This is a genomic window from Clostridium sp. AM25-23AC (assembly GCF_003435125.1).
GTDB lineage: Bacteria > Bacillota > Clostridia > Lachnospirales > Lachnospiraceae > Pilosibacter > Pilosibacter fragilis.
Genome location: NZ_QWGI01000008.1, coordinates 121,381 through 146,570 on the forward strand (window position 1 = coordinate 121,381; position 25,190 = coordinate 146,570).

The 25,190-nt window shown below is 51.2% G+C and carries 22 protein-coding genes and 1 riboswitch; of the genes, 6 read left to right on the forward strand and 16 right to left on the reverse strand.

Translation table 11 applies throughout. The features are described 5' to 3' along the window. Positions 1-2: 2 nt before the first annotated feature. The 3 genes from asnS (at position 3) to DW677_RS06960 (ending at position 4,519) form a co-directional block, all read left to right on the forward strand. Positions 3-1,394 carry an asparagine--tRNA ligase gene (asnS, locus tag DW677_RS06950; protein ID WP_117566737.1) on the forward strand — a complete coding sequence of 464 codons (1,392 nt, stop codon included), beginning with the start codon at positions 3-5 and terminating at the stop codon, positions 1,392-1,394. Positions 1,395-1,610: 216 nt separating this feature from the next. Then, entirely contained in the window at positions 1,611-2,687 is a 1,077-nt protein-coding gene (locus DW677_RS06955) for a DNA repair exonuclease (RefSeq protein ID WP_117469018.1), read from the forward strand. After that, positions 2,684-4,519: an AAA family ATPase gene (locus DW677_RS06960; RefSeq protein WP_117566738.1), complete on the forward strand. Its 1,836-nt coding sequence runs from the start codon at positions 2,684-2,686 to the stop codon at positions 4,517-4,519. Before DW677_RS06955 ends, DW677_RS06960 begins: the two co-directional genes overlap by 4 nt. Positions 4,520-4,840: 321 nt before the next feature. Here DW677_RS06960 and DW677_RS06965 read toward each other — a convergent pair whose 3' ends face one another. From DW677_RS06965 to DW677_RS07025, 13 genes are all read right to left on the reverse strand, one after another. After that, complete coding sequence (locus tag DW677_RS06965) at positions 4,841-6,379, reverse strand: nitrite/sulfite reductase (RefSeq protein ID WP_117566739.1); 1,539 nt, start codon at positions 6,377-6,379, stop codon at positions 4,841-4,843. Positions 6,380-6,508: 129 nt separating this feature from the next. After that, positions 6,509-7,003: a tRNA (uridine(34)/cytosine(34)/5-carboxymethylaminomethyluridine(34)-2'-O)-methyltransferase TrmL gene (gene trmL / locus DW677_RS06970; RefSeq protein WP_117566740.1), complete on the reverse strand. Its 495-nt coding sequence runs from the start codon at positions 7,001-7,003 to the stop codon at positions 6,509-6,511. Between the two features lie 192 nt (positions 7,004-7,195). Then, entirely contained in the window at positions 7,196-8,368 is a 1,173-nt protein-coding gene (locus tag DW677_RS06975) for an aminotransferase class I/II-fold pyridoxal phosphate-dependent enzyme (RefSeq protein WP_117469014.1), read from the reverse strand. Continuing rightward, positions 8,365-8,847 carry an Lrp/AsnC family transcriptional regulator gene (locus DW677_RS06980; RefSeq protein WP_015553011.1) on the reverse strand — a complete coding sequence of 161 codons (483 nt, stop codon included), beginning with the start codon at positions 8,845-8,847 and terminating at the stop codon, positions 8,365-8,367. Before DW677_RS06980 ends, DW677_RS06975 begins: the two co-directional genes overlap by 4 nt. Before the next feature lie 24 nt (positions 8,848-8,871). Further along, a complete protein-coding gene (locus tag DW677_RS06985; protein WP_117483522.1) occupies positions 8,872-9,462 on the reverse strand; it encodes an AIR synthase-related protein in 591 nt (196 codons plus the stop codon). Between the two features lie 25 nt (positions 9,463-9,487). After that, positions 9,488-11,014 (reverse strand): VanW family protein, encoded by a 1,527-nt coding sequence (locus tag DW677_RS06990; RefSeq protein WP_117566741.1) that lies wholly within the window; start codon positions 11,012-11,014, stop codon positions 9,488-9,490. 350 nt (positions 11,015-11,364) lie between these two features. Next, positions 11,365-12,108 carry a 3'-5' exonuclease gene (locus DW677_RS06995; RefSeq protein ID WP_347473060.1) on the reverse strand — a complete coding sequence of 248 codons (744 nt, stop codon included), beginning with the start codon at positions 12,106-12,108 and terminating at the stop codon, positions 11,365-11,367. 54 nt (positions 12,109-12,162) lie between these two features. Next, on the reverse strand, positions 12,163-14,127 hold the full coding sequence (locus DW677_RS07000) for a B12-binding domain-containing radical SAM protein (protein ID WP_117566742.1): 1,965 nt from the start codon (positions 14,125-14,127) through the stop codon (positions 12,163-12,165). Between the two features lie 11 nt (positions 14,128-14,138). Further along, positions 14,139-14,627 carry a dCMP deaminase family protein gene (locus tag DW677_RS07005; protein WP_117469010.1) on the reverse strand — a complete coding sequence of 163 codons (489 nt, stop codon included), beginning with the start codon at positions 14,625-14,627 and terminating at the stop codon, positions 14,139-14,141. Between the two features lie 134 nt (positions 14,628-14,761). Then, positions 14,762-15,832, reverse strand: coding sequence for an L-threonylcarbamoyladenylate synthase (locus tag DW677_RS07010; protein WP_015553004.1), 1,071 nt, complete (start codon positions 15,830-15,832; stop codon positions 14,762-14,764). A gap of 331 nt (positions 15,833-16,163) precedes the next feature. After that, positions 16,164-16,958, reverse strand: a complete 795-nt coding sequence (locus tag DW677_RS07015; protein ID WP_015553003.1) for a creatininase family protein — start codon at positions 16,956-16,958, stop codon at positions 16,164-16,166. 199 nt (positions 16,959-17,157) lie between these two features. Beyond that, positions 17,158-17,796 (reverse strand): ECF transporter S component, encoded by a 639-nt coding sequence (locus DW677_RS07020; protein WP_117566743.1) that lies wholly within the window; start codon positions 17,794-17,796, stop codon positions 17,158-17,160. Positions 17,797-17,954: 158 nt separating this feature from the next. Next, positions 17,955-18,072, reverse strand: a riboswitch (FMN riboswitch). 59 nt (positions 18,073-18,131) lie between these two features. Next, positions 18,132-19,295, reverse strand: coding sequence for a polysaccharide deacetylase family protein (locus DW677_RS07025; protein WP_117566744.1), 1,164 nt, complete (start codon positions 19,293-19,295; stop codon positions 18,132-18,134). A gap of 280 nt (positions 19,296-19,575) precedes the next feature. On the opposite strand from DW677_RS07025, the gene DW677_RS07030 reads away from it, so the two are divergent. Continuing rightward, complete coding sequence (locus DW677_RS07030) at positions 19,576-20,886, forward strand: M18 family aminopeptidase (protein ID WP_015553000.1); 1,311 nt, start codon at positions 19,576-19,578, stop codon at positions 20,884-20,886. Positions 20,887-20,934: 48 nt separating this feature from the next. Here the strand turns inward: DW677_RS07030 and DW677_RS07035 are convergent, their stop codons facing one another. Together DW677_RS07035 and DW677_RS07040 are read right to left on the reverse strand one after the other, a co-directional pair. Continuing rightward, the gene (locus DW677_RS07035) at positions 20,935-21,117 is read right to left on the reverse strand and encodes a hypothetical protein (protein WP_117566745.1); all 183 of its coding nucleotides are present in this window, start codon (positions 21,115-21,117) and stop codon (positions 20,935-20,937) included. Positions 21,118-21,135: 18 nt separating this feature from the next. Beyond that, on the reverse strand, positions 21,136-21,834 hold the full coding sequence (locus DW677_RS07040) for an N-acetylmuramoyl-L-alanine amidase (RefSeq protein WP_117469291.1): 699 nt from the start codon (positions 21,832-21,834) through the stop codon (positions 21,136-21,138). 253 nt (positions 21,835-22,087) lie between these two features. Between DW677_RS07040 and DW677_RS07045 the strand changes: the two genes are divergently transcribed. Continuing rightward, positions 22,088-23,140 carry a beta-eliminating lyase-related protein gene (locus DW677_RS07045; protein ID WP_117469004.1) on the forward strand — a complete coding sequence of 351 codons (1,053 nt, stop codon included), beginning with the start codon at positions 22,088-22,090 and terminating at the stop codon, positions 23,138-23,140. Between the two features lie 61 nt (positions 23,141-23,201). Beyond that, positions 23,202-24,587 (forward strand): amidohydrolase, encoded by a 1,386-nt coding sequence (locus DW677_RS07050; protein WP_181968319.1) that lies wholly within the window; start codon positions 23,202-23,204, stop codon positions 24,585-24,587. Positions 24,588-24,799: 212 nt separating this feature from the next. Here DW677_RS07050 and DW677_RS19165 read toward each other — a convergent pair. Then, the coding region (locus DW677_RS19165; RefSeq protein WP_347473063.1) for a hypothetical protein at positions 24,800-25,190 on the reverse strand (391 nt) is incomplete at its 5' end.

Consider the following 25,190-nt stretch of genomic DNA (forward strand, 5'->3'; position numbering starts at 1 on the left):
TCATGCAGTTGACAACAGTCAAAGAGCTCTTTAAAGAGCGTGAGAAATATTTAGATAAGGAGATCACTGTCGGCGGATGGATCCGCAGCATTCGTGACTCCAAGGCATTCGGCTTTATCGTATTAAACGACGGTACAAGCTTCGACACCTTACAGATCGTTTACCATGACACAATGGCAAACTTCGCTGAGGTCTCCAAATTAAACGTCGGCGCTTCCATCATCGTTAAAGGTACTCTTGTGGCAACACCGGAGGCAAAGCAGCCGTTTGAGATCCAGGCAACAGAAGTTACCGTTGAGGGTGCTTCCAGCGCAGACTACCCGCTCCAGAAAAAACGCCACACCTTCGAATATCTTCGTACGATCCCGCACCTCCGCGCGCGTACCAATACCTTCCAGGCTGTATTCCGCGTGCGTTCCCTGATCGCTTACGCGATCCATCAGTACTTCCAGGAGCAGGGCTTCGTCTATGTCCACACTCCGTTAATCACCTCCAGTGACTGTGAGGGTGCCGGTGAGATGTTCCAGGTAACAACTCTCGATCTCGATAACATTCCGAAGACTGAGGACGGCGCAGTTGATTACAGCGAGGACTTTTTCGGAAAGCATACAAGCCTTACCGTAAGCGGACAGTTAAACGCTGAGACCTACGCAATGGCATTCCGCAATGTTTATACCTTCGGACCGACCTTCCGTGCTGAGAATTCCAACACGACCCGTCATGCTGCCGAGTTCTGGATGATCGAGCCGGAGATGGCATTCGCAGATCTCGATGACAATATGGCTGTCGCTGAAGGCATGTTAAAGTATGTCATCCGTTACGTTCTCGAGAACGCTCCATCCGAGATGAACTTCTTCAACCAGTTCGTCGACAAGGGACTTCTCGACCGCTTAAACAACGTATTAAATTCCGAATTCGGCCACGTTACCTACACAGAGGCTGTAAAGCTCCTTGAAGAGCACAACGATGAGTTCGATTACAAGGTATTCTGGGGCTGCGATCTCCAGACAGAACATGAGCGCTATCTGACAGAAAAGATCTTCAAGAGACCGGTATTTGTTACCGACTACCCGAAGGAGATCAAGGCGTTCTACATGAAATTAAATCCGGACGGAAAGACCGTTGCCGCTGTGGACTGTCTCGTTCCGGGTATCGGCGAGATCATCGGCGGAAGCCAGCGTGAGGACGATTACGAGAAGCTCCTTGCCCGCATGAACGAGCTCGGATTAAAGCCGGAAGACTACGATTTCTACCTCGATCTGAGAAAATACGGCAGTGTCCGCCACTCCGGTTTCGGTCTCGGCTTCGAGCGCTGCGTAATGTACCTTACAGGAATGGGCAATATCCGCGACGTAGTTCCATTCCCGCGTACCGTTAATAACTGCGAATTATAATGAAAACAGCAGCCCGCCGCGTCCTTTCGATGCAAGGCAGCCGCAAGGGAGCGCACAGAGATCTGTTGCGCTCCTTTTCACTTTTACGCGGCGGCGATCCCCTGGTGACCGAACTGCCGCGGTAACCTGAGAAACACGTTTTTGCGGACTTTCATAGTCCACTACCTTGATACTGGATCGCAGTGTATCTGCAATCCATACACCATGGAGGAATGTATGAAATTTATTCACACCGCCGATATCCACTGGGGCATGATCCCGGACAGCGATAAGCCCTGGGGCAAAAAGCGGGAACAGGCGATCCGTCTGACGTTCCAGGGGATCATCGAGGACGCCAGGGACTCCCGCGCGGACCTTCTTCTGATCTCCGGTGACTTATTCCACCGCCAGCCCTTAGCGCGGGATCTGAAAGAGGTCAACTACCTGTTCTCCACGATTCCGGGAACCCGCGTTGTCATCATCGCCGGGAACCATGACCGGATCCGGAAGAGTTCCGCCCTCTTGAGCTTCACCTGGGCGCCGAACGTCACATTTCTGATGGACGAGAACCTCTCTTCCGTCTATTTCGAGGAACTGAACACGGAGGTCTACGGCTTCAGCTACCACACGGCCGAGATCACCGAGGCGAAAGCCGACAATATTTCCCTGCCGGCCTCGAGACGCACCAGAATTCTCATGCTCCACGGCGGTGACGCGAAACATGTCCCATTTGATCGGAATGCGCTGGCAGCATCCCCGTTCTCCTACATCGCCCTGGGACATATCCACAAACCGGAGATTCTTCTGGAAAACCGCATGGCGTACGCCGGTTCCCCGGAACCGCTTGACATGACGGAGACCGGACCTCACGGATATTTTATCGGCGAGATCGACACCACCAGCGGACATGTGACCTCCCTGCAGTTTAAGGAAGTCTGCCAGGCCCAGTATATCCCGCTCGTGGTCAATGTGACGCCCCAGACGACAAACACCGAGCTTTCCCAGATCATCGCCGACGAGATCCGCAAGCGCGGTGCCAACAATATCTACCGCTTCCGGATCCGCGGTATGCGGGACCCGGATATCAGCTTTGACCTGGATTTTCTCTCCGGTCAGTGGAATATTATCGAGATCCTGGACGAGTCGGAGCCACAGTATGATTTCCACGCACTGTTCGCGGAACATCCAAGCGACATGATCGGCTTTTATATCCAGGCACTCATGAAGGATGATATGAGTCCGGTGGAGAAGAAAGCCCTGTACTATGGAATTCATGCCCTGCTTATGACAAAAGATGAAAGGAGCCAGCCATGAGATTACTCGAATTACATATCGACGGTTTCGGAAAATTTCATGACCGGACCATCTCCTTCAACGACGGGATCAACATTATCTACGGAAAGAACGAAGCCGGAAAATCCACGCTTCACACCTTCATCCGCGGCATGCTCTTCGGCATCGAGCGCGGGCGCGGACGGGCGGCAAAGAATGATCTGTATACAAAGTACGAGCCCTGGGAGAACAGCGGAACATATGAGGGATGGCTGAGACTGGAAAAGGACGGAACCATCTACCGCATCGAGCGCCGGTTCCGGAAGGAAAATAAGTCTTTAAAGATCATCAATGAGACGAAAGGACTGGAGGAAGAGGCGACACCTGCATTTGTCTCCAGCCTGCTTGACGGTCTCACCGAAACCATGTACAACAACACCATCAGTATTGGTCAGTTAAAGAGTGCCACCGAGGACGGGATGGTGACGGAATTAAAGAATTATATTGCCAACATGAACACCACCGGCAATATTTCCTTAAATATCACAAAAGCGACTGCGTTTTTGAGAAACCAGAAACGTTCCCTCGAGGCGGGTCTGATCCCGGAGGCGAGCCGGGAGTTTACTGCTCTTCTCGCGGAGATCCGGAATGTGGAGGCGGAGATCGCCGGGCCGGAATACGAAAACCAGCTCGCCGCCTACCAGAATATGCGGACCCAGGTCAAGGGCCTGATCGACAATACCCAGGCGCAGAAAAAGGATCTGGACGAGAAGCTGGCGAATGGAAAAAAGGTGCTGTCTGACAACGGCTTTACAGACCGGACGTCCGTGGATGCCGTGTCTTCCGACGCGGAGAGACTTTACAGCGAATATAATACTCTGAATGGGGAGTGTAACAAGAAGTTCAGGAAGGTTCTTTCCGGCCTCACAGCGGTTCTCGGAATCGCAGGACTGGGGGCTGCGGCAGCACTTGGATATTTCAACCTCACTGCCTATCTTCCGGTCTGCGGTGCGGCAGCCGCGGCGGCTGTAATCTTTTTTATCATCTCCCTGGTCATCCGCCAGAAAGATAAAGAGTACCACAGAATGTTTGACAATACCTCCTCCGAACTTGGCGCGCTTCTCGCGAGACATCTCGGCGATTCCGCGGTGTCTGAGGACGCCATGAACGCATTCCGGGCAAGAATGGGCGAGTTCTCAAAACTCTGCGATATGGTTGCCCAGTCTGAGACGGAGATCAGGAAGTTCTTAGAAGATTTAAGCAATCTCCAGACGAAACAGGCCGGCTGCAGCGAGATGATCGAGAAACAGCAGCGGACCCAGTGGGAGCTTGAGAAGAAATTAGAGCATTTGAGCAACTGTAAAAATAAGGCGAAGGCATTGAAGCGGACACTGGCGGAAAACGACAGGATCCACGATGAGATCGTCGCCATCGATCTTGCCCAGGAGACTATGGCAGATCTCTCCTCCTCAATCCGAGATTCCTTCGGACTCTACCTGAATAAAGAAGCGTCCCAGTACATTACCGGAATCACCGGCGGGATCTATGACAGCATGAGCATCGACGAGAATCTGAATGTCTTCTTAAACACGAAGACAAAGCTGGTTCCCCTCGAGAACGTCAGCAGCGGAACCATGGACCAGGTCTATCTCGCCCTGCGTCTCGCCGCCGCAAAGCTTCTCCAGGGATCCGGCTCCGGCTTCCCGCTGATCTTCGATGACAGCTTTACACAGTATGATGATGAGCGCCTGAAGACGGCACTGGAATGGCTCGCCTCCGCCTATGGCGGCCAGATCATTATTTTCACATGCCATCGCCGGGAAGCACAGATGCTGCGGGCCAGACAGGTGGAGTTTCAGTTGATTGAGATGTAAAAAAACGGCCGACAGTTTTTTCGCTGTCGACCGTTTTTATGTTGTTATTCAAATATGAAGTACTTTCGTAACTGTTCAGTAGGTCTGCGCACTTGCTGCGCTGACCGTAAGAAAACATAGGCTGGAAAGCAAAAATCCCATCAGCGAAGCTGATCTGGAATGGATTTTTGCACGTAACTATGAAGGTACTGAATAGTTACGTACTTTCTTAAAAAGCCCTCTTTTACTTATATGAATTCGGGCTCTGAACGAAAGCTTTCGCTGCCTCTGCTGCTTACTTTCATTCTCGGATTTTCCCACTTTTCCACGTATGATTTCCTCTTAAGCGTACTTTTCCACAATCGCCTTAAATTCATCCTCATGCCCCACGATCCATGTCTCCCAGTTCATGTTCCGGCTGGCAACGGCTTTTCCAAGGTCCACGAAGAATTTCGGCAGATCGCGCTCTAAGATCACAGCTCCGGCCTCGCCGAACTTTGCGGCACCCAGCTTATCGCTTCCGCCTACAAACATCTTAAACGCGGACTCCGGCTTTCCGTCAACAGACTTTGCCGCTCCCTGGAAACCGATGGCTGCCGCCTGGTGTCCGGAACAGCTGGACGGGCATCCGGAAATACAGATCCTCGGAAGCGCTCCGTCCGGGATCCCGGCCTCACGGACTGCCTCCACAGCCGCTCTGAGCGCCGCCTGACTGTCTCTTACACCCTGCTGGCAGATTGCAGCACCGATACAGGCTACACTGTTCTCAAAAGTGCTCTGAGCGCCGTCGTTTGTCGCTTCAAGGACTTTCTCCGCCTCGTCAGCAGTGAGGTTGATGATGTAGATCGTCTCATACGGAGCGATCCGGCACTCTGCGTCCGGGATCTCTCTTACAAGAGTAAGAAGCTCCGCAGGTTTTCCTGCCGGAAGACATCCACCAATCGGGTGGTATGCCACCGCATAGAGTCCCGGCTGTTTCTGTGCGACTACACGCTTTCCGGAAATCTCGCCGCTGCCTTTCTTTGTTACCGGCTTTGCTTCCACATGAAGGTCAAGACCGCCTTTTTCTTTTACCTTTGCCACATTCTCAAGGAACGCTTCCTTTAAACCATCAGTGCCCAGAGTCTCCTGCATAAAGCGGGTACGGGCCTTCGCGCGGTTTTCATAATTTCCATGCTGGCAGAATGTCTCGATCATGGCACGGATATAGTAAAGGATCTCCGTCGCCGCGACATGTTCATCCACAAGGATTCCCAGCTTATAGCCGCCGCCGAGTCCGCCCGCGATGCGAAGTGTAAAGGTTCCATCCGGGTTTGCCATAAATCCCATATCACGGAAGGCGCTGTGTACGGAATCATCCGCACCGTTGCTGAAGGCTACTTTTAACTTTCTCGGCATGTGGATCTCGCCAGCAATAGAGAGCAGATACTCTGCCGCTGCCTCCGCATACGGTTTTACATCGAATGCCTCACCTTTCTGCACGCCGGAGAGAGGACTCATCATGATGTTTCTCGGATTGTCTCCACCGCCGCCTCTGCTGTAAATTTCACTCGCGATGGCTTTCTCCATGAGAACCGGAACCTGCTCTGCTTTCAGGTTGTGGAGCTGCACGGTCTCACATGTAGTGAGCTTCATAAGCTCCACACCGTAATCTTTCACTGCCTCGGTAAGAAACTCCAGACGTTTTTCCGTCAGGTTCCCGCCTGCCATTCTGAGACGCAGCATGTGCTTTGACGGATCATGCTGTGCATAGCTTCCGAATCCACCGGAGATTCCCTTGTATGCCTTGCGGTCGATCTCTCCCTTATCGAACTTCTCGATTGTTTCGACAAATCCATGGATCTGTTCACGGAACTGTTCTTCCCATTTTTCATTCATCATAATTGTATTCTCGCTTTCCCCTTTTTATAAAACGCTTATCTCTTCCCCAGCTGTCTCCAAAACATGCCGGAAATCCATGGCGGAACTGCTTCGTATCTTGTATACAATAAGCGCTCTATCATTTTTCAATTATTCTTTCCAGTGTAAATGATGCAGATGTCCTTCCATCGTCATCTTCTCAAATCCGTTCTGCCGTAACGCCTCATAGAGCACGATCGCAACTGAATTCGAGAGATTCAGTGACCGGATATCGCCCCACATCGGGATCCGGATACAGTTTTCACGGTTTTCCACCAGGATCTCCTCCGGGATCCCACGGCTCTCCGGCCCGAACATGATGTAGGCATCCGGGTCATAGGGAATATCCGTGTATACATGCTCACCCTTTGTGGTCGCCATGTATATCTTCTCCCCCGGATTCTTCTTTAAGAAATCCTGGTAATCGCTGTAAACCGTTACGTCCAGCTTATCCCAGTAATCCAGCCCTGCCCGGACCAAATGCTTCTCGCTGAGCTTAAATCCCAGCGGCTCGATCAGGTGCAGCTTCGTGTTCGTCGCCACACAGGTGCGCCCGATATTTCCTGTATTGGCCGGCATTTCCGGCTCGTATAATACGATATTCATTGTTGATCTTCTCCTGTCATGTCTGCCGCTTTCCGCTTTCCACGATCACTCAGAACTAATGTCAGCAATCCGGATTTTCTCACGAAATATGAGGTGCAGACATATAAAACCCCGGCCCGACCACCTTCATGATCAAGCCGGGGAACTGTATTTTACATGACCGTCCGCTCAGCGCACAATCACAGCATCCATTTATTTCGCATCATTCAGATGTCTCTTCACGAACCGCTCCATCCTCTCAAGAGCACGTTTCAGATCATTCAGGGAATACGCGTAGGAAATTCTTAAATATCCCTCGCCGCAGTCACCGAATGCGGTACCCGGAACAACGGCAACCTTCTCCTCCTCCAGCAGCTTTAACGCAAACTCATCAGAGGTCATTCCGAACTTCTTGATGCTCGGGAACACATAGAATGCGCCCTGCGGTTCATAACAGTCAAAGCCCATATCACGAAGTGCCTTCACGAGATAACGTCTTCTCTGGTCGTATGCGCTCCGCATCTCAGCTACATCTTTGTCTCCGTTTTTTAATGCCTCGACCGCAGCATACTGGCTTGTCGTCGGTGCACACATGATCGCAAACTGGTGGATCTTTAACATCTGCTTCAGGATCAGCTCCGGCGCACACGCATATCCAAGACGCCATCCGGTCATCGCGTAGGATTTTGAAAAGCCGTTGATCAGAACGGTGCGCTCCTTCATTCCCGGGAATGCGGCGATCGTACAGTGCTGTCCCTTATAAGTAAGCTCTGAATAGATCTCGTCGGAGATAACAAACAGGTCTTTTTCGATACAGATCTTCGCGATCTCCGCCAGATCCTCCGGCTCCATGATGGATCCGGTTGGGTTATTGGGGAACGGAAGGATCAGAACCTTCGTTTTCGGTGTGATCTTCTCGAGTAGTTTTTCCTTTGTAAGACGGAATTTATCTTTTTCTTCGAGCTGGATCGTAACCGGCACACCGTCAGCCAGAACCGTACACGGAGTGTAGGAAACATAGCTCGGCTGAGGGATCAGAACCTCATCCCCCGGATTTAACATGGCACGGAGAGCAATATCAATGGCTTCACTGCCGCCGACCGTGACCATAACTTCCTTATTATAATCATACTCTACATCAAAACGTCTCTTTAAATAATTACAGATCTCGATCTTTAATTCCTTTAAACCTGCATTTGAGGTATAAAAAGTCCGTCCCTTTTCCAGAGAGTAGATTCCCTCGTCACGGATGTGCCACGGAGTATCAAAATCCGGCTCACCGACACCAAGGGAGATCGCGTCCTTCATCTCGCTCACAATGTCGAAAAATTTACGGATTCCGGATGGCTGGATCGATACGATTTTATCTGATAATGGGTTTCTCACGGTGTAATCATCATCCTTTCATCTTCTGCCTTACCGCACATAACTGTTCCATGATCTTTATACTTCTTGAGGACAAAGTGTGTCGCTGTGCTGAGGACCGAATCCATCGGTGACAGCTTCTCCGATACGAACTGCGCGACCTCTCTCATCGTTTTGCCCTCAATGATCACGGTAAAATCAAAGGCGCCGGACATCAGATATACAGAAGTCACCTCACTGTACTGGTAGATGCGCTCCGCGATCTTATCAAAGCCCATTCCTCTCTGCGGGGTTACCTTCACCTCGATCAGAGCGATCACTTTCTCATCACCTGTGTTATCCCAGTTGATCATCGTGTGATAACCGCAGATAATGTTCTCCTTTTCCATCTCCGCGATCTCATTCGCGACGGCTGCTTCACTCTCACCCAGAAGGGCGGCCAGATCCTTTAAATCAATTCGGCTGTTCTTTTCAATGATCGCCAAAATTTTTTCACGCATAATTGTTCCTCCTCATTGCATCTATCATTCTTTTCCAGAAGCTGCATCCGTAAGCTTCCGGATCTCATCTGGTGCCGGTCGTTCCAGAAATCCGGTCGTTCCGATCCCGACCATTTTTCTGGCGATCCCTTTTTCGACTTTGCCGATCACTGCAGACGGGATTCCGGCTTCACTCAGGAGCTTCACGGCATCCCCGCCGTTTTCCACTGCCATCAGGAGACATTCCCCCGATGAAAGTCTGTACGGATTCAGGTCAAAGAGTTCACAGATCTCGATCGTCTCCTGAGCCACCGGGATCTTCCTCAGTTCAAAGGAAATCCCCTGCTCGTAAGCTCCCGATATGGCCCAAAGGGCGGCCAGTATGCCGCCCTCCGAAATCTCTTCCCATTCTCCTGCACCGCAGGCGTTCAGCATCTCCGGAGTCAGCTCTGATTTTTTATCTGCCTGCTCCCGGATCCGTTTGACAAACCACTCCGGGAATCGGGCTGATATCTCTTTTTCTTTTGCCGACAGAGCCGCCTTCACACCGTTTTTTCCGACAGTTCCTGCAACTACCAGATCCTGTCCCGGCTTAAAGATCCCAGCTCCGTTGGGTTCGCGCTCAATTTTTCTCATGATTCCGGTCTCTTTTCTATGCGGCCTAAGCCGCGTTCTCTCCCGCCTGGGCACTCATTCCCGGGCCGTAGTTCTCGCCCGGCTGCGGTCCGGCTGTCTCCGGGGCCGCGGTTTCAGGCGCCTGTGTCTCCGGCGCTGCTGTCTCTGCCGGGGCCGCAGCTTCCGTTTCCGCAGGTGCTGCCGGGGCCACAGGTGTTGTCTCTGCCGGAGCCGCGACTCCTGTACCTACGCGGTAAACAGTCTTTGACGCGTTGTATGTGTCAGAATTCAATAAAGTGCGTTCCTGTAACTGTCCACCTACATAGACACACTTATACAATTTCGATTTTAATCCCGTATGTCCTGACTCCACTTTCACGCGTTTTCCTGCCGGGAGACTCGGGTCCTGGATCTCCTGGGTAGGGGACGGTGTCGTGGAAAGCGTCTCAGACTCAAATGCCAGAGTCCTGTTCGACGGTCTCGTCTCTTTTCCGTAGATCGTAAAGGTCAGGGTCTTTCCCTTGGTATAGCCCTCGACGTAGATCGGAGTATCATATGGGTTCTTTACCTTAAGGTCTTTATAAGTTCCGGCGATCGCCGCGTCCATGGACGGCTTTACATAGCTGACGGACATGGAGTGGTTCTGTCTCTGGACGATCTCAAGCTCCGCGTATAAGGACGCGTTGTAGAGTGTCGTTGAGATCTGGCAGACACCGCCTCCAATGCTGTCAACGGACTTGCCATTTTCGTAAGCAGTTGCCGTCTTGTATCCATTTTCCAGTGTAAACGGATGCATGCACTCATATCCGGAGAGCACTTCGCCCGGCATCAGCACATGTCCGTTGATCTTTCCTGCACCCACCGCAAGGTTTGTGGAACGGGACGCACCGCTTGTCGCAAAGCTGGTGGAGAATGTTCCGAGAACATCCTTGATCGTCGCGAGATCTTCCTCTGTCACCTTCGGCTTTTTAACGGTCACAGACGCCTCCACCCGGATCGCATCCGTATTTTCGCTGTTTAACGCCTCGTTGAGAGCCGCTTTTGTCGCATCCATATCAACAGCCAGACCTTCTTTTGAAGGAGTGATCTCAAATTTTCCGTCTTTTCTTGTGATCGTCGCGTCAACGGCACCCGCCACCGCGGAACCGCATTTCTCGGATACAAAGGAAGATACCTTATCCTGGTCCACGGAGAGATCCAGCTCGATCTTCACCGGATTTACCTCCAGGTCTTTCTTTTTCATATACCGCTTTACAAGGTTTCCCTTGAGCTCCGTCCCCTGAATGGCCTCAGCTACCTCATCCTGGTTATCCCAGGCGACGCCAAGGGTCTGCGCGTCGGACTTCGCCTCCGTGCCGTTTACCACAAGCGTGATATCCTGATTTAATTTTTCATTTACATAACTCTCAATCTGCTTTTCGGCTTCCTCTTCCGTAAGTCCGGAAAGACTGACGGCTCCAACAGAGACCCCGTCCGGGATCCGTTCATCTGCCAGTGTGAAAACCGGGGCAAGCCAAACAAGTCCGGCGCTTAAAATCGCCGTCATGCCTGCGATCCACACATTTTTCTTCATTCTTTTCTCCTCACTGATATCTTCCTGATGCCTGATAGATTTTGGGGCTTCAGCCCGTCACGATTAAAAAATAGAAAGAAGGGAGCCGAGGACCATCGGCACTACCATTGCGAGTACAACTAATACGATTACGATGGTAGAGAAAATCTTTCTTGTCTTTTTATTATTCATGTTAAACACAACATTCACCTCTTCTTGCTTTCCATTCCGGTTACAGCCCATGCCCTGAGCAAACTGCATCAGATTTTACCGATGTTCCGCATTCCAGATCAAAAAGTCCTGGCTGCCATATGCTGTAACTCATTCCGAACTATATTCACTAATATTCATTTTCTCAGGGTTCCGGAAAACTATCCCTGTTTTTTCGCATTTTCCGGGATTCTTCCATACTGGAAAATAATCTTGTCGATCATCCGGGATATCTCATTTCCGGACATGTGATCGATCTCGACAGTTATGTCTATTCTATGATATTTTAGTAAATCCTGCAAGTGTTCTTTTTGCCTTTTCGACGCCGTCCGTTCCTTTTTTGCCTTATATTGTAGCATTTTGGCAGTGAAGAGTTCCGGGCGTTCTTTGCCAAACCTTTTTTTCAGTTCCTGGTATAGATTGTGGGCGGCATAGGCATCGGAAAGTGCCCGGTGTGCCGTATCCTGGGTAACCGCAAAGTACGCGCACGCGGCACTCAGGTTCTTCTTTTCCTCCCCCGGCATCAGATACCGGCAGAGTTTCAGTGTATCGACCCCGTATTTCTCGAATTTCCGTTTCTGGTTCACTGCGGCCTGTACGAGGAAGCCGTAGTCAAAAATGATCTGGTGGCCGAGAAGCGGGAGGTCTTCGGTGAAGGCCAGGACCTCATCCAGGATCTCCTCGATTCCCGGTGCATCCTTCACCATATCATCAGTGATCCCCGTCAGCTCCACGATCCGCTTCGGGATCTCCCGGTGCGGATTTACCATAGTGTGGTAAGTGTCCGTCGTCTCACCGTCGATCACCTTCACCATGCCGATCTCCGTGATCTTTTCGTGACGGGCACCGATGCCCGTCGTCTCAAGATCCAGGGCGACATAAGAATTTATCATTTCATCTGCCATGTCTGTTCTCCATCTTTACTTTCACTGCATCATCACATATCTGCACAATTTTCTTCATATCCGTGCTGGTTTTGCTGGCACCATCCGGCTTCCCTTCCGGTCATACCGGAAGCGGACTGCTCTGGCGTTTCCTGACAACGGATCCCGATTTTTATAATCAAACAATACAAACGTTCCATCTTCCATATGTTCCAGATGAGCCATTTTCGCCATCTGCTTCGAATCAAATCCCGCATAGTCCGTAAGCCACTGAGGACTCTCTTCCTCCGCCATGAAGAATTCCCGCACTTCTTTCTTGTATGGGGACTGGTCACTGGAAAAGGACGGGCGGCTCTTGATGTTTTCGCGGACATAGAGGTCGTACATCAGGCTGTCGCGGAAGTCAGCTAGTGTCGGTTTTACTGCTGTTTCTGCAGCTTTCACGCCGATCTTCTGCTCCGTTCCTGCCAGGTTTTCTGCTGCAGGCGTGCTCTGTTCCACTTTAGCTTCTTTTCCCTCTAAAAATCCATAAAGGATCTCATACCGCGCCAGCCTGCTGTGACTGATCCCTGTCAGTCCGTTCTTCTCATAATATTCCGCCAGACTCGTAAAAATTTCCGACGGCCGCGCAAATTTCTTTTCCAGCAGTTTCATGGTTGCCGGGAACTGTCCGCTGTTGTAGTAGACCTCCACCATGCCCTCCACGCCCTTCAGCCGGATCACATCGCTGTAGGGCAGCCACTTCGTGGAAAGGACTTCGTATGGCGGAATTCCCCGGTATTTCAGATCATATGCCGCGACCTGCTCTTCCATGTAAGAGCCCTTCAATACTTTTAAGAATCCCATCTGAAGCTGGTCCGGACGCATCCGGTAGACATCGTCGAAGGAGCGCATGAAAGACTCATAATTCTCATAGGGAAGTCCCGCGATCAGATCCAGGTGCTGATGGGTGTTCCGGTAATCGTAGACCCGGTCCACCGCCTGTTTTAGTTTCACAAGGTCCATGTGTCTGTGGATTTCCTTGATCGTATCCGGGTTTGTGGACTGGACACCGATCTCAAGCTGAATCAGCCCCGGGCGCATCTTTCCGATAAGTTCCAGTTCCTCCTCATCGAAGATATCCGCGGAGACCTCGAAATGGAAGTTTGTGATCCCATTGTCATGTTCCACGAGATAACGCCAGATTCCTAACGTGTGATCCCGCTTACAGTTGAAGGTTCTGTCCACAAACTTGACCTGTGGAACCTTGTGGTCCAGGAAAAACTGCAGTTCCGGGAGTACCAGGTCCAGACTCCGAAAACGCACGGTTTTATCAATGGAAGACAGGCAGTAGCTGCAGGAGAACGGGCAGCCGCGGCTGCTCTCGTAGTAGACGATCCTGTTCTCGAATCCAGCCATATCGTCATAGTAGAACGGGATCTCATCCAGGCTCAGAAGGCGCTGGGGACCACGTTCCACGACCTCGCCGCTCTCAGCGCGGTAGGTAATTCCCGGAATGTTATCTAGGTCTAAACCTCTGCGATCGCCAGTCTCAGCTTTTACAGCCTTCGGCTGCCAAGTGTTTTCATCACTGACCAGCGTCTTTTCCTGACGCTGCATCTCTGATCCGCTATCAATATCCCCTGCTGCTGCGCACAATTCTTCTCTCTTCAGATACGCCCGCACGAGTTCCGTAAATGTCAGTTCACCTTCCCCGCGCATAACGCCGCAGACATCCGGTTCTCTGGTCAGCACCTTTTTCGCGTCATAGGATACTTCCGGTCCGCCGAGCCAGATCTCGACCTCCGGCAGCACCTTCTTCACATCACGGACGATCTCCATGATGTAGGAAATATTCCATATATAACAGGAAAAGCCGATAAAATCCGGCTTTCTCCTGTAGATATCCTGTAAAATTAAGTCCATCTGGTGATTAATGGTATATTCTCCGATCTCGATATCCGCCCCCGGAATCTTCGTCCGTGCAAAGGCGCGCAAGCTGTAGACACCCGGATTCGAGTGGATATATTTGGCGTTGATCGCCGCCAGCAAAAATTTCATCCGTTCCTCCGTTATACCCGGTACTCGATCTTGCGGCCTGTCGGGTTGTACTGGTAATAGCGCACACCCGCCGCATTCAGCATTCTCTTGGATGCCCGTGTGGACGCGTCGTTCGCGTACTTATCGCTCTCGTAAACGATGGTCTGGATGCCCGCCTGGATGATCGCCTTCGCGCACTCGTTGCACGGGAACAGTGTTACATAGAGTTTACTGCCTTCCAGGCTGCCGCCGCGGTAGTTTAAGATCGCGTTCAGCTCACTATGTGTCACATAGAAATATTTTCTATTATACGGATCCTCGTCTATCTTATCCCACGGGAACTCGTCGTCGGAACAGCCCTTCGGGAATCCGTTATAGCCCATGGACAGGATCTTGTTGTCCTCGCTCACGATGCACGCGCCGACCTGTGTGTTCGGATCCTTGGAGCGCATGGCAGAAAGCTTTGCAACTCCCATGAAATACTCGTCCCAGGTAATGTATCCGTTTCTCTTTTCTGACATAGATCGTCCTCCATTTCATATATGTAACTGCCCAACGCTCTCACAGTTACGGGTAAAATCCATTTCTCATTTTAATTGATCGTACTTTTGCCTTTACTGCAGCCACCGCAGCAAGCGCAGGCCTTCCTGCAATTTTATATGTTCACAATATGATATCCGGCTGCCTTGCACAGGCGGTTCATGATCGCCTGGCCGAGCTGGTCTTTGGAAAAGCTCTCGGAGAAAATGCAGTCAACCTTTCTGGCATCGAAATCACGCAGAACTGCAAACAAGTTGTGGGCCACCGTCTCCTCGTGTTCCCGGCTTCCGATCACCTCGAGGTTTCCGCCCTGGTACATGTCCTGACTCTCCTCGGTGCAGATGATGCCGACTTTCTTTCCCTCTGCTTCCGCTTTCTTTGTCTGCTCATTGATGTAGGCAACGACCTTGTCCATGTCGCCTTCCACCAGTGTCATGTCCGCCTTCGGGGCATAATGGCGGTACTTCATTCCCGGCGCCTTCGGCTTGATATCGCCGCTGACTGGTCCTAAGATCACTGGATCGATATCCACCTGGCCCAACGTCTCACGCAGCATCTCAATGGTGATCGCGCCCGGGCGGAGAAGTGTCGGGATCTCGCCGGATACATCCACGATAGTGGATTCCACGCCGATTCCCACAGCGCCGCCGTCGATGATCATCTCGATCTTTCCGTCCATGTCCTCGATGACATGTTCCGCCTTTGTCGGGCTCGGTCTTCCGGAAGTGTTGGCACTCGGTGCCGCGATCGGAACACCTGCGAGATGGATCAGGCAATTTGCCACCGGATCCACCGGCATACGGACCGCAACGGTATCAAGACCGCCGGTGGTTCCGTAAGGTACGATGTCCTTTTTCGGGAAGATCATGGTCAGCGGACCCGGCCAGTACTTTTCAGCCAGTTTCCGGCCCGCCTCCGGGATCTCCTTCACGATCGCCGGAAGTTCTTCCATACAGGAAATATGGGCGATCAGCGGGTTGTCGGACGGACGTCCTTTTGCCGCGTAGATCTTCTTTGCCGCTTCCTCATTCAACGCGTTGGCACCAAGGCCGTAAACGGTCTCCGTCGGGAACGCCACGAGACCGCCGTTTTTCAAGATCTCAGCCGCCTCTAAAAGCCCTGGATTCTTTTCCAGCGTCTCTCTTGTCTTCTCTTCCTCTTTGATACGAACTACTTTTGTATTCATGTTCTGCACTCTCGATTCTATTACTCAAATGTCCAGAAAACCTGTGTTTCTTCTATACGGTTTCCCATTTTTACGCTCATGCGGCGGTATCGCTGTGGCCTGCCGCGTAATGATAAAGGTGCTGCATAAAACCGCAGCACCTTACTTTGTTCAATTGCGTATTCAGTTTAGCACATGAAAGTTATGGTTGCAACAGATTTCCGGCGGATTTACAGGCTTTTCCGGCATCGTTTCCATTCATTTCAATTTTTCTGTTCTTCTTAATATTGCTGTAATAATGATCTGTCCACCGGTTTCTCAGCACTTTTTCACTATTTTCTGAAACAGTGCCTTAGTCTTTCCACTTTCTGATCTCTTTCAGCCCTGAAAGGATCGACTCCACAAAGCTGTCATAGATCTGGCTGCCCTTCTCCGCCGTCGCCCCGCTTGGATCGCCGCCGATTCCGATGGGCTTTCCGTCCTCGGTCTCCCACTCTTCTGAAACCCAGCCAAGAGTGATCGGGCCATATACGGTGAATGTCTTGTTTCCCATGAACTTTCTCGGGATTCCCGCCTCGGAGGTCTCCAGCTTTACTGTCTCCGGGCGCTCCGCGAGAACCATGGATGTCTCCATCTCACCGCCGTGGAAATCCCAGATATTTCCAGGTGTCACAGTGTCTTTTACCGCCTGGTTTCCGAAGAATGCGCCACAGTTGATGATAAATACGGCGATTCCGAGCTCACTTCTTACCTCCCTGCTTAAGACCTGGATGATCGGGGAGTTTCCGCCGTGGCAGTTCAAGATTGCGATCTTCCTGAATCCGTGATGCGCCAGGCCTTTGCAGATGTCGTAGAGAACATGATAAAAGGTATCCGGCTTTAAGGTGACAGAACCGCAGAAGTTCACATGTTCCGTGCTGAGTCCCACCGGGATCAGCGGAAAGATCAGCATCGGATAGTCCGGGATCTCCCGGTCTAAGGCCTCTTTGATCCGTCTCGCCGTTCCCTCCGCGATGATCTCGTCTGTACCCAGCGGACACTGGTTTCCGTGCTGTTCCAACGCTCCCACCGGGATCATGACCACCGTCTCGTCCTTGTCGACCTGTTCCATTTCCAGTCTTGTCAGTTCATTATAATATCTTACCATTTTATTTTCTCCGTTTCTTAAGTCATTGCCGCTTCACTATCTCATTTCGGTCGTTATCCGTCAAGTACTTCTGCCACCTGCCAGCGCTCACTTTTGTGCCTGCGCAGGCTTTTGCTCACTTCTCACATAAATTGTAAGTCCCCCGAGGCAGACACGGCTTTCGCCGTCTCTATCCCGGGGGAATCTCCCATTTCAGATGTTATGCCGCCGTATTTTCAGTTTTCTTTTCTCTGTGAACCCCTGCATGGATGATCACGCTGACATGCTTATATACAAGTGCTGTTACGATCGCGTTCAGTCCGCATTTTACAAGGTTGAACGGAACGATCATGAAGATCGCGAATGTATACAGGTTTGTAACTGCCGGGTTGATCTTTGTTCCCATTGCGATGATGTTCTCGATTCCGCCGAAAGCAACTTTTGCGTAGAACGGAAGTGTGATCGCGCAGTTTACGAATACAGCGCCGACGATAGCACAGATGACACCGGCAGCGAGAGCGACCATAGCGGTCTTTTTCGTTTTATGTCTGCGGTAGATCAGGGCAGCCGGTACGGAGAACATGCAGCTTCCAATGATGTTTCCGAGCTCGCCGACATAGTAAGTGCTTGTTCCGTTTAAGAGCAGCTTTAAGAGGTTCTTAACGATCGCGATCAGAGCTGCCTGGGCCGGTCCCATGGCAAAGCCGCCGATCAGTACCGGGAGCTCCGCGAAGTCCAGCTTGTAAAACGGCGGTGCAAACGGAACCGCCACCTGGATCGTCTCCAATACGGCTGCGAGTGCGCTGAACATGGCGATCAGCACGAGATTTCTGACACTTAATACTTTGTTCTGGTTCATAATGTTCCTCCTTGTACTTGTTGTTCTTCTGTTACAAGGAATTGCTGTGCAGGATTGCCGGCTCACACGGACTCGGGGGATGATTCCCTGTCCATGTAAATAAAAAGACCCCGGACCATTGAAAAAGTCCGGGGCTTGAATGAACTACTCCTGTCATACAATTTCTTCTCTCATCCAGACTATACTGTCGGTTTTGGAATCTCACCAAATCAGCTGCTTTCGCAGGTCGCGGACTATACCGCCGGTGGGGAATCGCACCCCGCCCCGAAGAACGATATTTATTTGTTCGTTAACAGAATATCACATTTTGCTTCATACTGCAATATTTTTTATTCTTAGCGGAAATGTCCATAAGACTGTCCTGCCGCCATACCACCGCGGAGCTCTGCCATCTCGCTGACTGTCACGAGCTGGTAACCTCTTCTCGTGAGTTCAGGAATCAGCGTCTCTGCCGCAATGACGCTCTGCTCATAGAGGTCATGCATCAGGATGATATCTCCATCCTGCACCTGTCTGAGAACTGTGTCGATGGTGTGCTGCGCGTTTCTCGTCTTCCAGTCCAGGGTATCCACGGACCAGATGATGGACGGCATTCCAGCCTTTGCGAGAACCGCCTTACTGGCATCATTGATCTTTCCTCCCGGCGGGCGGACACCTTTCGGCGCGTTTCCGCCTGCTGCCACAATGGCATCGCGTGTCTGATTTAAGCTCTGTAATATCTCTCCCTCAGACATTCCTGTCAGATATGTATGTGCCCAGGTATGGCTGTCTGTCTCGCATCCGAGATCTGCCATGCGCTTTACGGTAGACGCATAGGACGCAACTCGGTTGCCCACCATGAAGAATGTGGCTCTTCCGCCGTTCGCTTCCAGGGAATCCAGGATCCGGGGCGTATACTTCGACGGACCGTCATCAAAGGTCAGGGCAACCATCGGTCTTGTCGGGTCAACGCTCTTTCCATTCGGGCCTTCCGGTACCTCCGCACCTTTTCCCGTCACCGTTACCCAGAGACCATCCACACGGAGTCCCTGTCCTTCGGTTCCCGCAGTCTCCCCGTTCTTCACCGGAGTTGTCCAGGAGCCATTCTGATATACAGAGTAATAAACATCATAATTCTCCGCAAGCTGTCCGATAAATGCCATGCGGACCGCTTCTAACGGCATATCTGTCTCGGTGCTTCCATTCGGAGTCATATTTTCCTGCCAGGAAAGCCATCCGCTTCCGCTTAAGTTCACCTGGTAAGAAAGCGTGCCGCTCATTCCCTCAGGTTGTCCCTGAAGGCTGGCGCGGATCGCCGTCACATAGCTTCCGGTTCCAGCACGCGCTGTTTTGCTGTCACCATGATACCCACTCCAACCGGTTCCATGCTCATAAATTCCGTAAACTGCGCCCATATCCGCCGCATATGCCGGATCACCGGTGATTCCCACCGATGCAGCGCAGATCAATACAGCCGCCAGCACCGTGCGGACTGCCTGTCTGATCTTCTTCCAATCCATAAGTTCCCCTCTTTTCCCAGTGATCTTCTCACCATATTGATCGTATTTGTAACTGTTCCATACCTTCGCAGCTACTCATGCCCATATTTTAACATGAAACTGAGAATAAAGGTACCTCTTCCAGACCTTTTTCGTAAATTTCAGAAAAACGTCAGAATTATAACAGAAATCATATTTTAACACTTGCGCACATCATAGCGCGAGCTTGCCTGATCTGCATTTTTTTTATATAATGTAGTATGACTTACAGGGGTTATTTATCGAAAGGAGTAACAAAAACATGATTCAGAATCTGAATGAGGAATTATTTTCTTTTATCAAAAAGAGTCCGACCGGTTTCCATGCTGTTCATGAACTGGCAAACTACCTGACCGAGGCAGGCTTCGAGCGTCTCGCTGAGGGCAATACCTGGAATCTCGCTGAGGGCGGAAAGTATTTCGTAACCCGCAACCAGTCCGCGATCATCGCATTCAAGGTATCCCGCAAGGATTATTCCGGCTTCCATATCGCGGCAAGCCACAGCGACTCCCCGACCTTAAAGATCAAAGAGTCTTCTGAGATGAACATCGAGAACCAGTATGTAAAATTAAATGTTGAGAAGTACGGCGGAATGCTCTGCGCACCGTGGTTCGACAGACCTCTCTCCGTTGCAGGACGCATCATCGTAAAAGACGGCAACCGTCTCACAACAAAACTGATCAACGTTGACCGTGATCTTCTCATGATCCCGAACCTCGCAATCCACATGAACCGTGAAGTAAACGACGGTTACAAGTACAACATCCAGAAAGATATGCTTCCGTTATACCGCATGAGCAATTCCGGAAAGGCATTCAAAGAGATGATCGCTGAGGAGGCAGGCGTTTCCGTTGACCAGATCAAAGGAATGGACCTCTTCCTTTACAACCGTATGGAAGGTACTGTATGGGGCTGCGACGGCGAGTTTATCTCCGCTCCGCGTCTTGATGATCTCCAGTGCGCATTCACGTCCACAATGGCTCTCTTAAACAGTGAGAGCGACCGCTGCATCCCGGTCGTTGCCGTATTTGACAACGAGGAAGTAGGAAGCGGCACAAAACAGGGCGCCGGCTCCACATTCCTTTACGACATTCTCCGCCGCATCAACCGCAGCCTTGGAAGAACAGAGGAAGAGTACCTCACGTCCCTCGCTTCCAGCTTCATGGTATCCGCGGATAACGGACATGCCGTACATCCGAACTACGCTGACAAGACCGACCCGACAAACCGCACCTACTTAAACGGCGGTCTCGTAATCAAGCACAGCGCAAACCAGAAGTACACAACAGACGCTGTTTCCGCAGCTGTTATGCGCTGCCTCTGCGAGCGCGCAGGTGTTCCGTACCAGGAGTTCTTAAACCGTTCCGATATCCTCGGCGGCTCCACTCTCGGAAATATCTCCAACGCGCAGGTTTCCTTAAACACTGTAGACGTCGGACTTCCGCAGTTAGCTATGCATTCCCCGTATGAGACTGCAGGCTCCAAGGATATGGCCTACCTGGAGAAAGCATTTGAGGAGTTCTTCAAATCCGCGATCCGTGCTGAGGGCGACGGTACGCTTGTACTTGAGTAATTCTGATAATAAAATCCGCCGGAAATATTCGTGTTTCCGGTGGATTTTTTATCCTTCCAGTCCAGATGACCGTGTGGAACGTTTCTTTTTTCCTTCTGCCACCTGGAAAAGCAGTTTTTCCGTCCCAATTGGTAAAAGAATCATAGCATATTGAACTTTTAAATGCCATATCGGATCGTTAAAAACAGGTGGACCTTTTTTGTATAATATAACAATCTTATTTCTCTTCATTTGTACATTTTTCCTATCTCATTGCTTCTTATTCAGGTACTCCATGATCCCCATATGAATCGTATATGCCAGCTTATCCTGGTACTCCCCGCTGTTTAAAAGCGCTGCTTCCTTCCGGTTGCTTAAGAATCCGCACTCCACGATCACGATGGGACATTTCACATGCAGAAGGAGGTAGTAATTGGCATTCGCCTTCGGAAGTCTCCGGTTCTGGTCCCCCAGGACATAGTCAAATCGGTCCTGCAGGATCTTCGCCAGCGCCTTTCCCTTTGACGAATCCCGGTAATAGAATACCTGTCCGCCAGAGACGGATTCCTCGTGATAGCTGTTCTGGTGGATGCTGACCACAAGGTCCGCGCCGCTCTCCTCAATGATCTCACACCGTTTCTTCATGTCCGCCATCTTTTTCCGGCTGTCCGTTTCGGAATAAAGTCCCGTGTCCGTCTCCCGCGTCATAATGACCTTCACATCATCCTGTTCCAGGTACGTTTTCAACCGCTCCGCCACAGCCAGGTTGATATCTTTCTCCAGGCTCCCGTCGACTCCAACCTTGCCGGGATCTGTTCCGCCGTGTCCGGCATCGACCACCACCACCGGTGTCTCTTTTATGTAGGCGTCACCGCTCCCCGTCACACGAATACTCCCATATTTCACCGCCATGACCACCATGGCGAGCAGGCATATGCCGAGAACCGGCTCTATCACTTTCTGCTTCATGCTCTGTTTCCCCGAAAATCCGCTCTTCATAATACTCTATTTCATGGGGGACCCGTTTATGTGCGGATTTTCCTGTCTCCGTTCAATCCAAAAAAGTTCTGGATTCTGGCTTCCGCTCTTATCGCCATCATCAGCTGAATCCCTATATTTCCCTCAGTGTTTTCAGATTTTTTTCATACACTTTCCTGCATTGACACATCAATATGCCATCTGTATAATAGAGTCAGACAACACGAAAGGTCAGGTTTTTAACATGGCAAATGAAAAACTGAAATTCGTCTGCGATTACATGGAAGGCGCCCATCCGGCTATCATGAATGAGCTGCTCTCCACAAATATGATGCAGACTTCCGGGTACGGTCTCGACGAGTTCTCTGAATCTGCCCGGGATAAGATCCGCAAAGCCTGCGGTGCTCCAAATGCGGGAGTCTATCTCCTCGTGGGCGGAACCCAGACAAACGCTACCGTCATCGACGCACTTCTCCGCTCCTATCAGGGCGTTCTCTGTGCGGAGACCGGTCACATCGCAGTCCATGAGGCCGGTGCCATCGAATTCGGCGGACATAAAGTGCTCCCGCTGCCCCATACATATGGAAAGATCACAGCTGCCCAGGTCACCTCTTATATGGACACCTTTTTATCTGATGATAACCATGAGCACATGGTCATGCCGGGCATGGTCTATATCTCCCAGCCGACGGAATACGGAACCCTGTATTCCCTGGAAGAACTGACCGCCCTCAGCGAGACATGCCGTAAGTACCATCTCCCGCTCTATGCGGACGGCGCCAGACTTGCCTACGCTCTCGCTTCCCCGGAAAATGACGTAACATTAAAGGATCTTGCGAAACTCTGCGATGTCTTCTACATCGGCGGAACGAAATGCGGAGCGCTCTTCGGCGAGGCGGTCGTAATCCCGGATCCGGCGCTGATCCCGCACTTTTTCACGATCATAAAGCAGCACGGAGCGCTCTTCGCGAAAGGCCGCATCCTGGGGATCCAGTTCGATACCCTGTTCACAGATGATCTGTACCTTCATATCGGGGAATCCGCCCTCGACTGCGCAGCCGCGATAAAATCCGCGTTAAAGGAAAACGGTTACCAGTTCTTCCTTGAGACTCCGACAAACCAGATCTTTATTATTCTGGAGGACGAAGTCCTGCACCGTCTGGAAGAGCAGGCGGAATTCAGCTTCTGGGAAAAATATGATGACTCCCATACCGTGATCCGGATCGCCACAAGCTGGGCGACAACGAAGGAACACACTGACGCGCTGATCGAGCTTTTAAAGATGAACCGGGCTTGACCTGATGCTCCCGTACAGCGCCTGGTTCCGTCCAATATTACATATTTCAGGAGGTATTTCCATGACAGACAGACAACAGCTGATCGTAAACAACGTAGATACCGTAAAACAGCTCATCCTCGACGCAGAGCGCTGGATCTGGGCTCATCCGCAGACCGGTTACACCGAGTGGCAGGCCCACGACTATCTCGCAGAGAAATACGAGGCACTTGGATACACACTCGTCAAAGCCGGAAACATTCCGGGCTTTTACACCGATGTTGAGACAGGAAAACCGGGACCAAAGGTAGCGATCTTCGGTGAACTGGATGCCCTCGATATCGCGAACCATCCGGAATCCGTAAATGGAATGACCCACTGCTGCGGACATAACGCCCAGTCCGCTGCACTTTTAGGAATCGCAGCCGCATTGAAACAGCCCCACGCCCTCGACGGTCTCTGCGGATCCATCCGCCTCGTTGTCGTTCCGGCCGAGGAGATGATCCAGCTTGCATTCCGTGAGGAACTCCGCCAGAAAGGCATCATCAAGTACAACGGCGGTAAGACCGAATTCATGTACCGTGGTCTCTTAGACGGCGTCGACATGGCCATGATGGTTCACGGCATGACAAAGGGATCCAGCGTTAACGAGGACGGAGATACCGACCTTGACTTTCAGGCACTGCTCGGAATGAACGGATGTATAGCGAAAAATATCCGCTACAAAGGAAAATCTGCCCATGCAGGCGGAGCTCCTCATATGGGAGTCAACGCGGAGTATGCCGCTATGCTGGGTCTCCAGGCATGCAACGACCTCCGTGAGACATTCCAGGAGAAAGATACGATCCGCTTCCATCCGATCCTCATGGGCGCAAACTGCGCCGTAAACATTATCCCGGATGAGATGAAGATCGAGAGTTATGTCCGTGGAAAATCCTTAGAGGCGATCAAACGCGAGAATATCAAGGTAAACCGTGCGCTGACCGGTGCCGCACTGTCTATGGGCGCAGGCGTTGAGCTGAGCGACCGCCCTGGTTACGCTCCGGAGTATCATGATCCGACATTCATGAAGCTGGCTGAGGACTGCTGCGTGGCACTTTGCGGAAGAAAGAAAGTTGTCTTCGACTACAACGGCTGGAGCACCGGTTCCTCCGATTTCGGCGATGTCACCTGCGTAATGCCGGGCGTGCAGATCAACGCAGGCGGCGCTGTCGGCACTCTCCATGGCATCGACTTCCAGATCACCGATCCGAACCGTATGTGCGTGAACGCGGCAAAGGTTCAGCTTTTCCTCGTAGATGCCCTGCTCTCCAACAATGCCGTGACCGCGAAAGAGATCATCGCCAACTACAAGCCGCAGTATCCGTCCATCAAGGCGTACCTTGACGCCATTGATGCGCTGACACTTGATAAGGATGCTGTTCGATATGATAAAAAGGGAAACGCGATTGTAGATTTCCAGAACTAAGCAACCCAATTTCCTTCCGGGCAGCGCAATGCCACCGAACATTTCCCAAAAGCATTGTCTGTTCATTTCCAATCATATACAGCTTATATAAACGTCCGTCGGAGATATCCTATGTCTCCGACGGATTTTTTGCTTTTCCTCCTTCCTTTCCCCATCAACAACGTCTTCTCCAGTTTTCTCTTGCTCTTTTTGTTTCCTGCGATAAAATACTTTCAAAAACAGAAAGGTATGATAATACTATGAGAAAAACTGCTCTTCCCACAGACCGTCTTTCTGAAACGGCCCGTCAAAAACTCTCCAGGTTCGAAGCGTGGCTGCTCCGGAATGGAAAATCTTACCAGACGATCCGTTCCTATCTCTATACTGCCAGGCATTTTCTTTCCCTGTACCCCGAAATCACACATGACAATCTGATGCTCTATAAATGCTATCTCATCGACAGGTACAAGCCCAACACCGTAAATTTGAGGATCCGCGCAATGAACTGTTTTATGGAATTTCTCGAGCTTCCTGACTCCAGGGTCCTTATGGTCCGCCTTCAACAGAAACCATTTCTGGAAAATGTGTGCGCCCAGAAGTCGCCAGCGCAATATAAATTGGCGA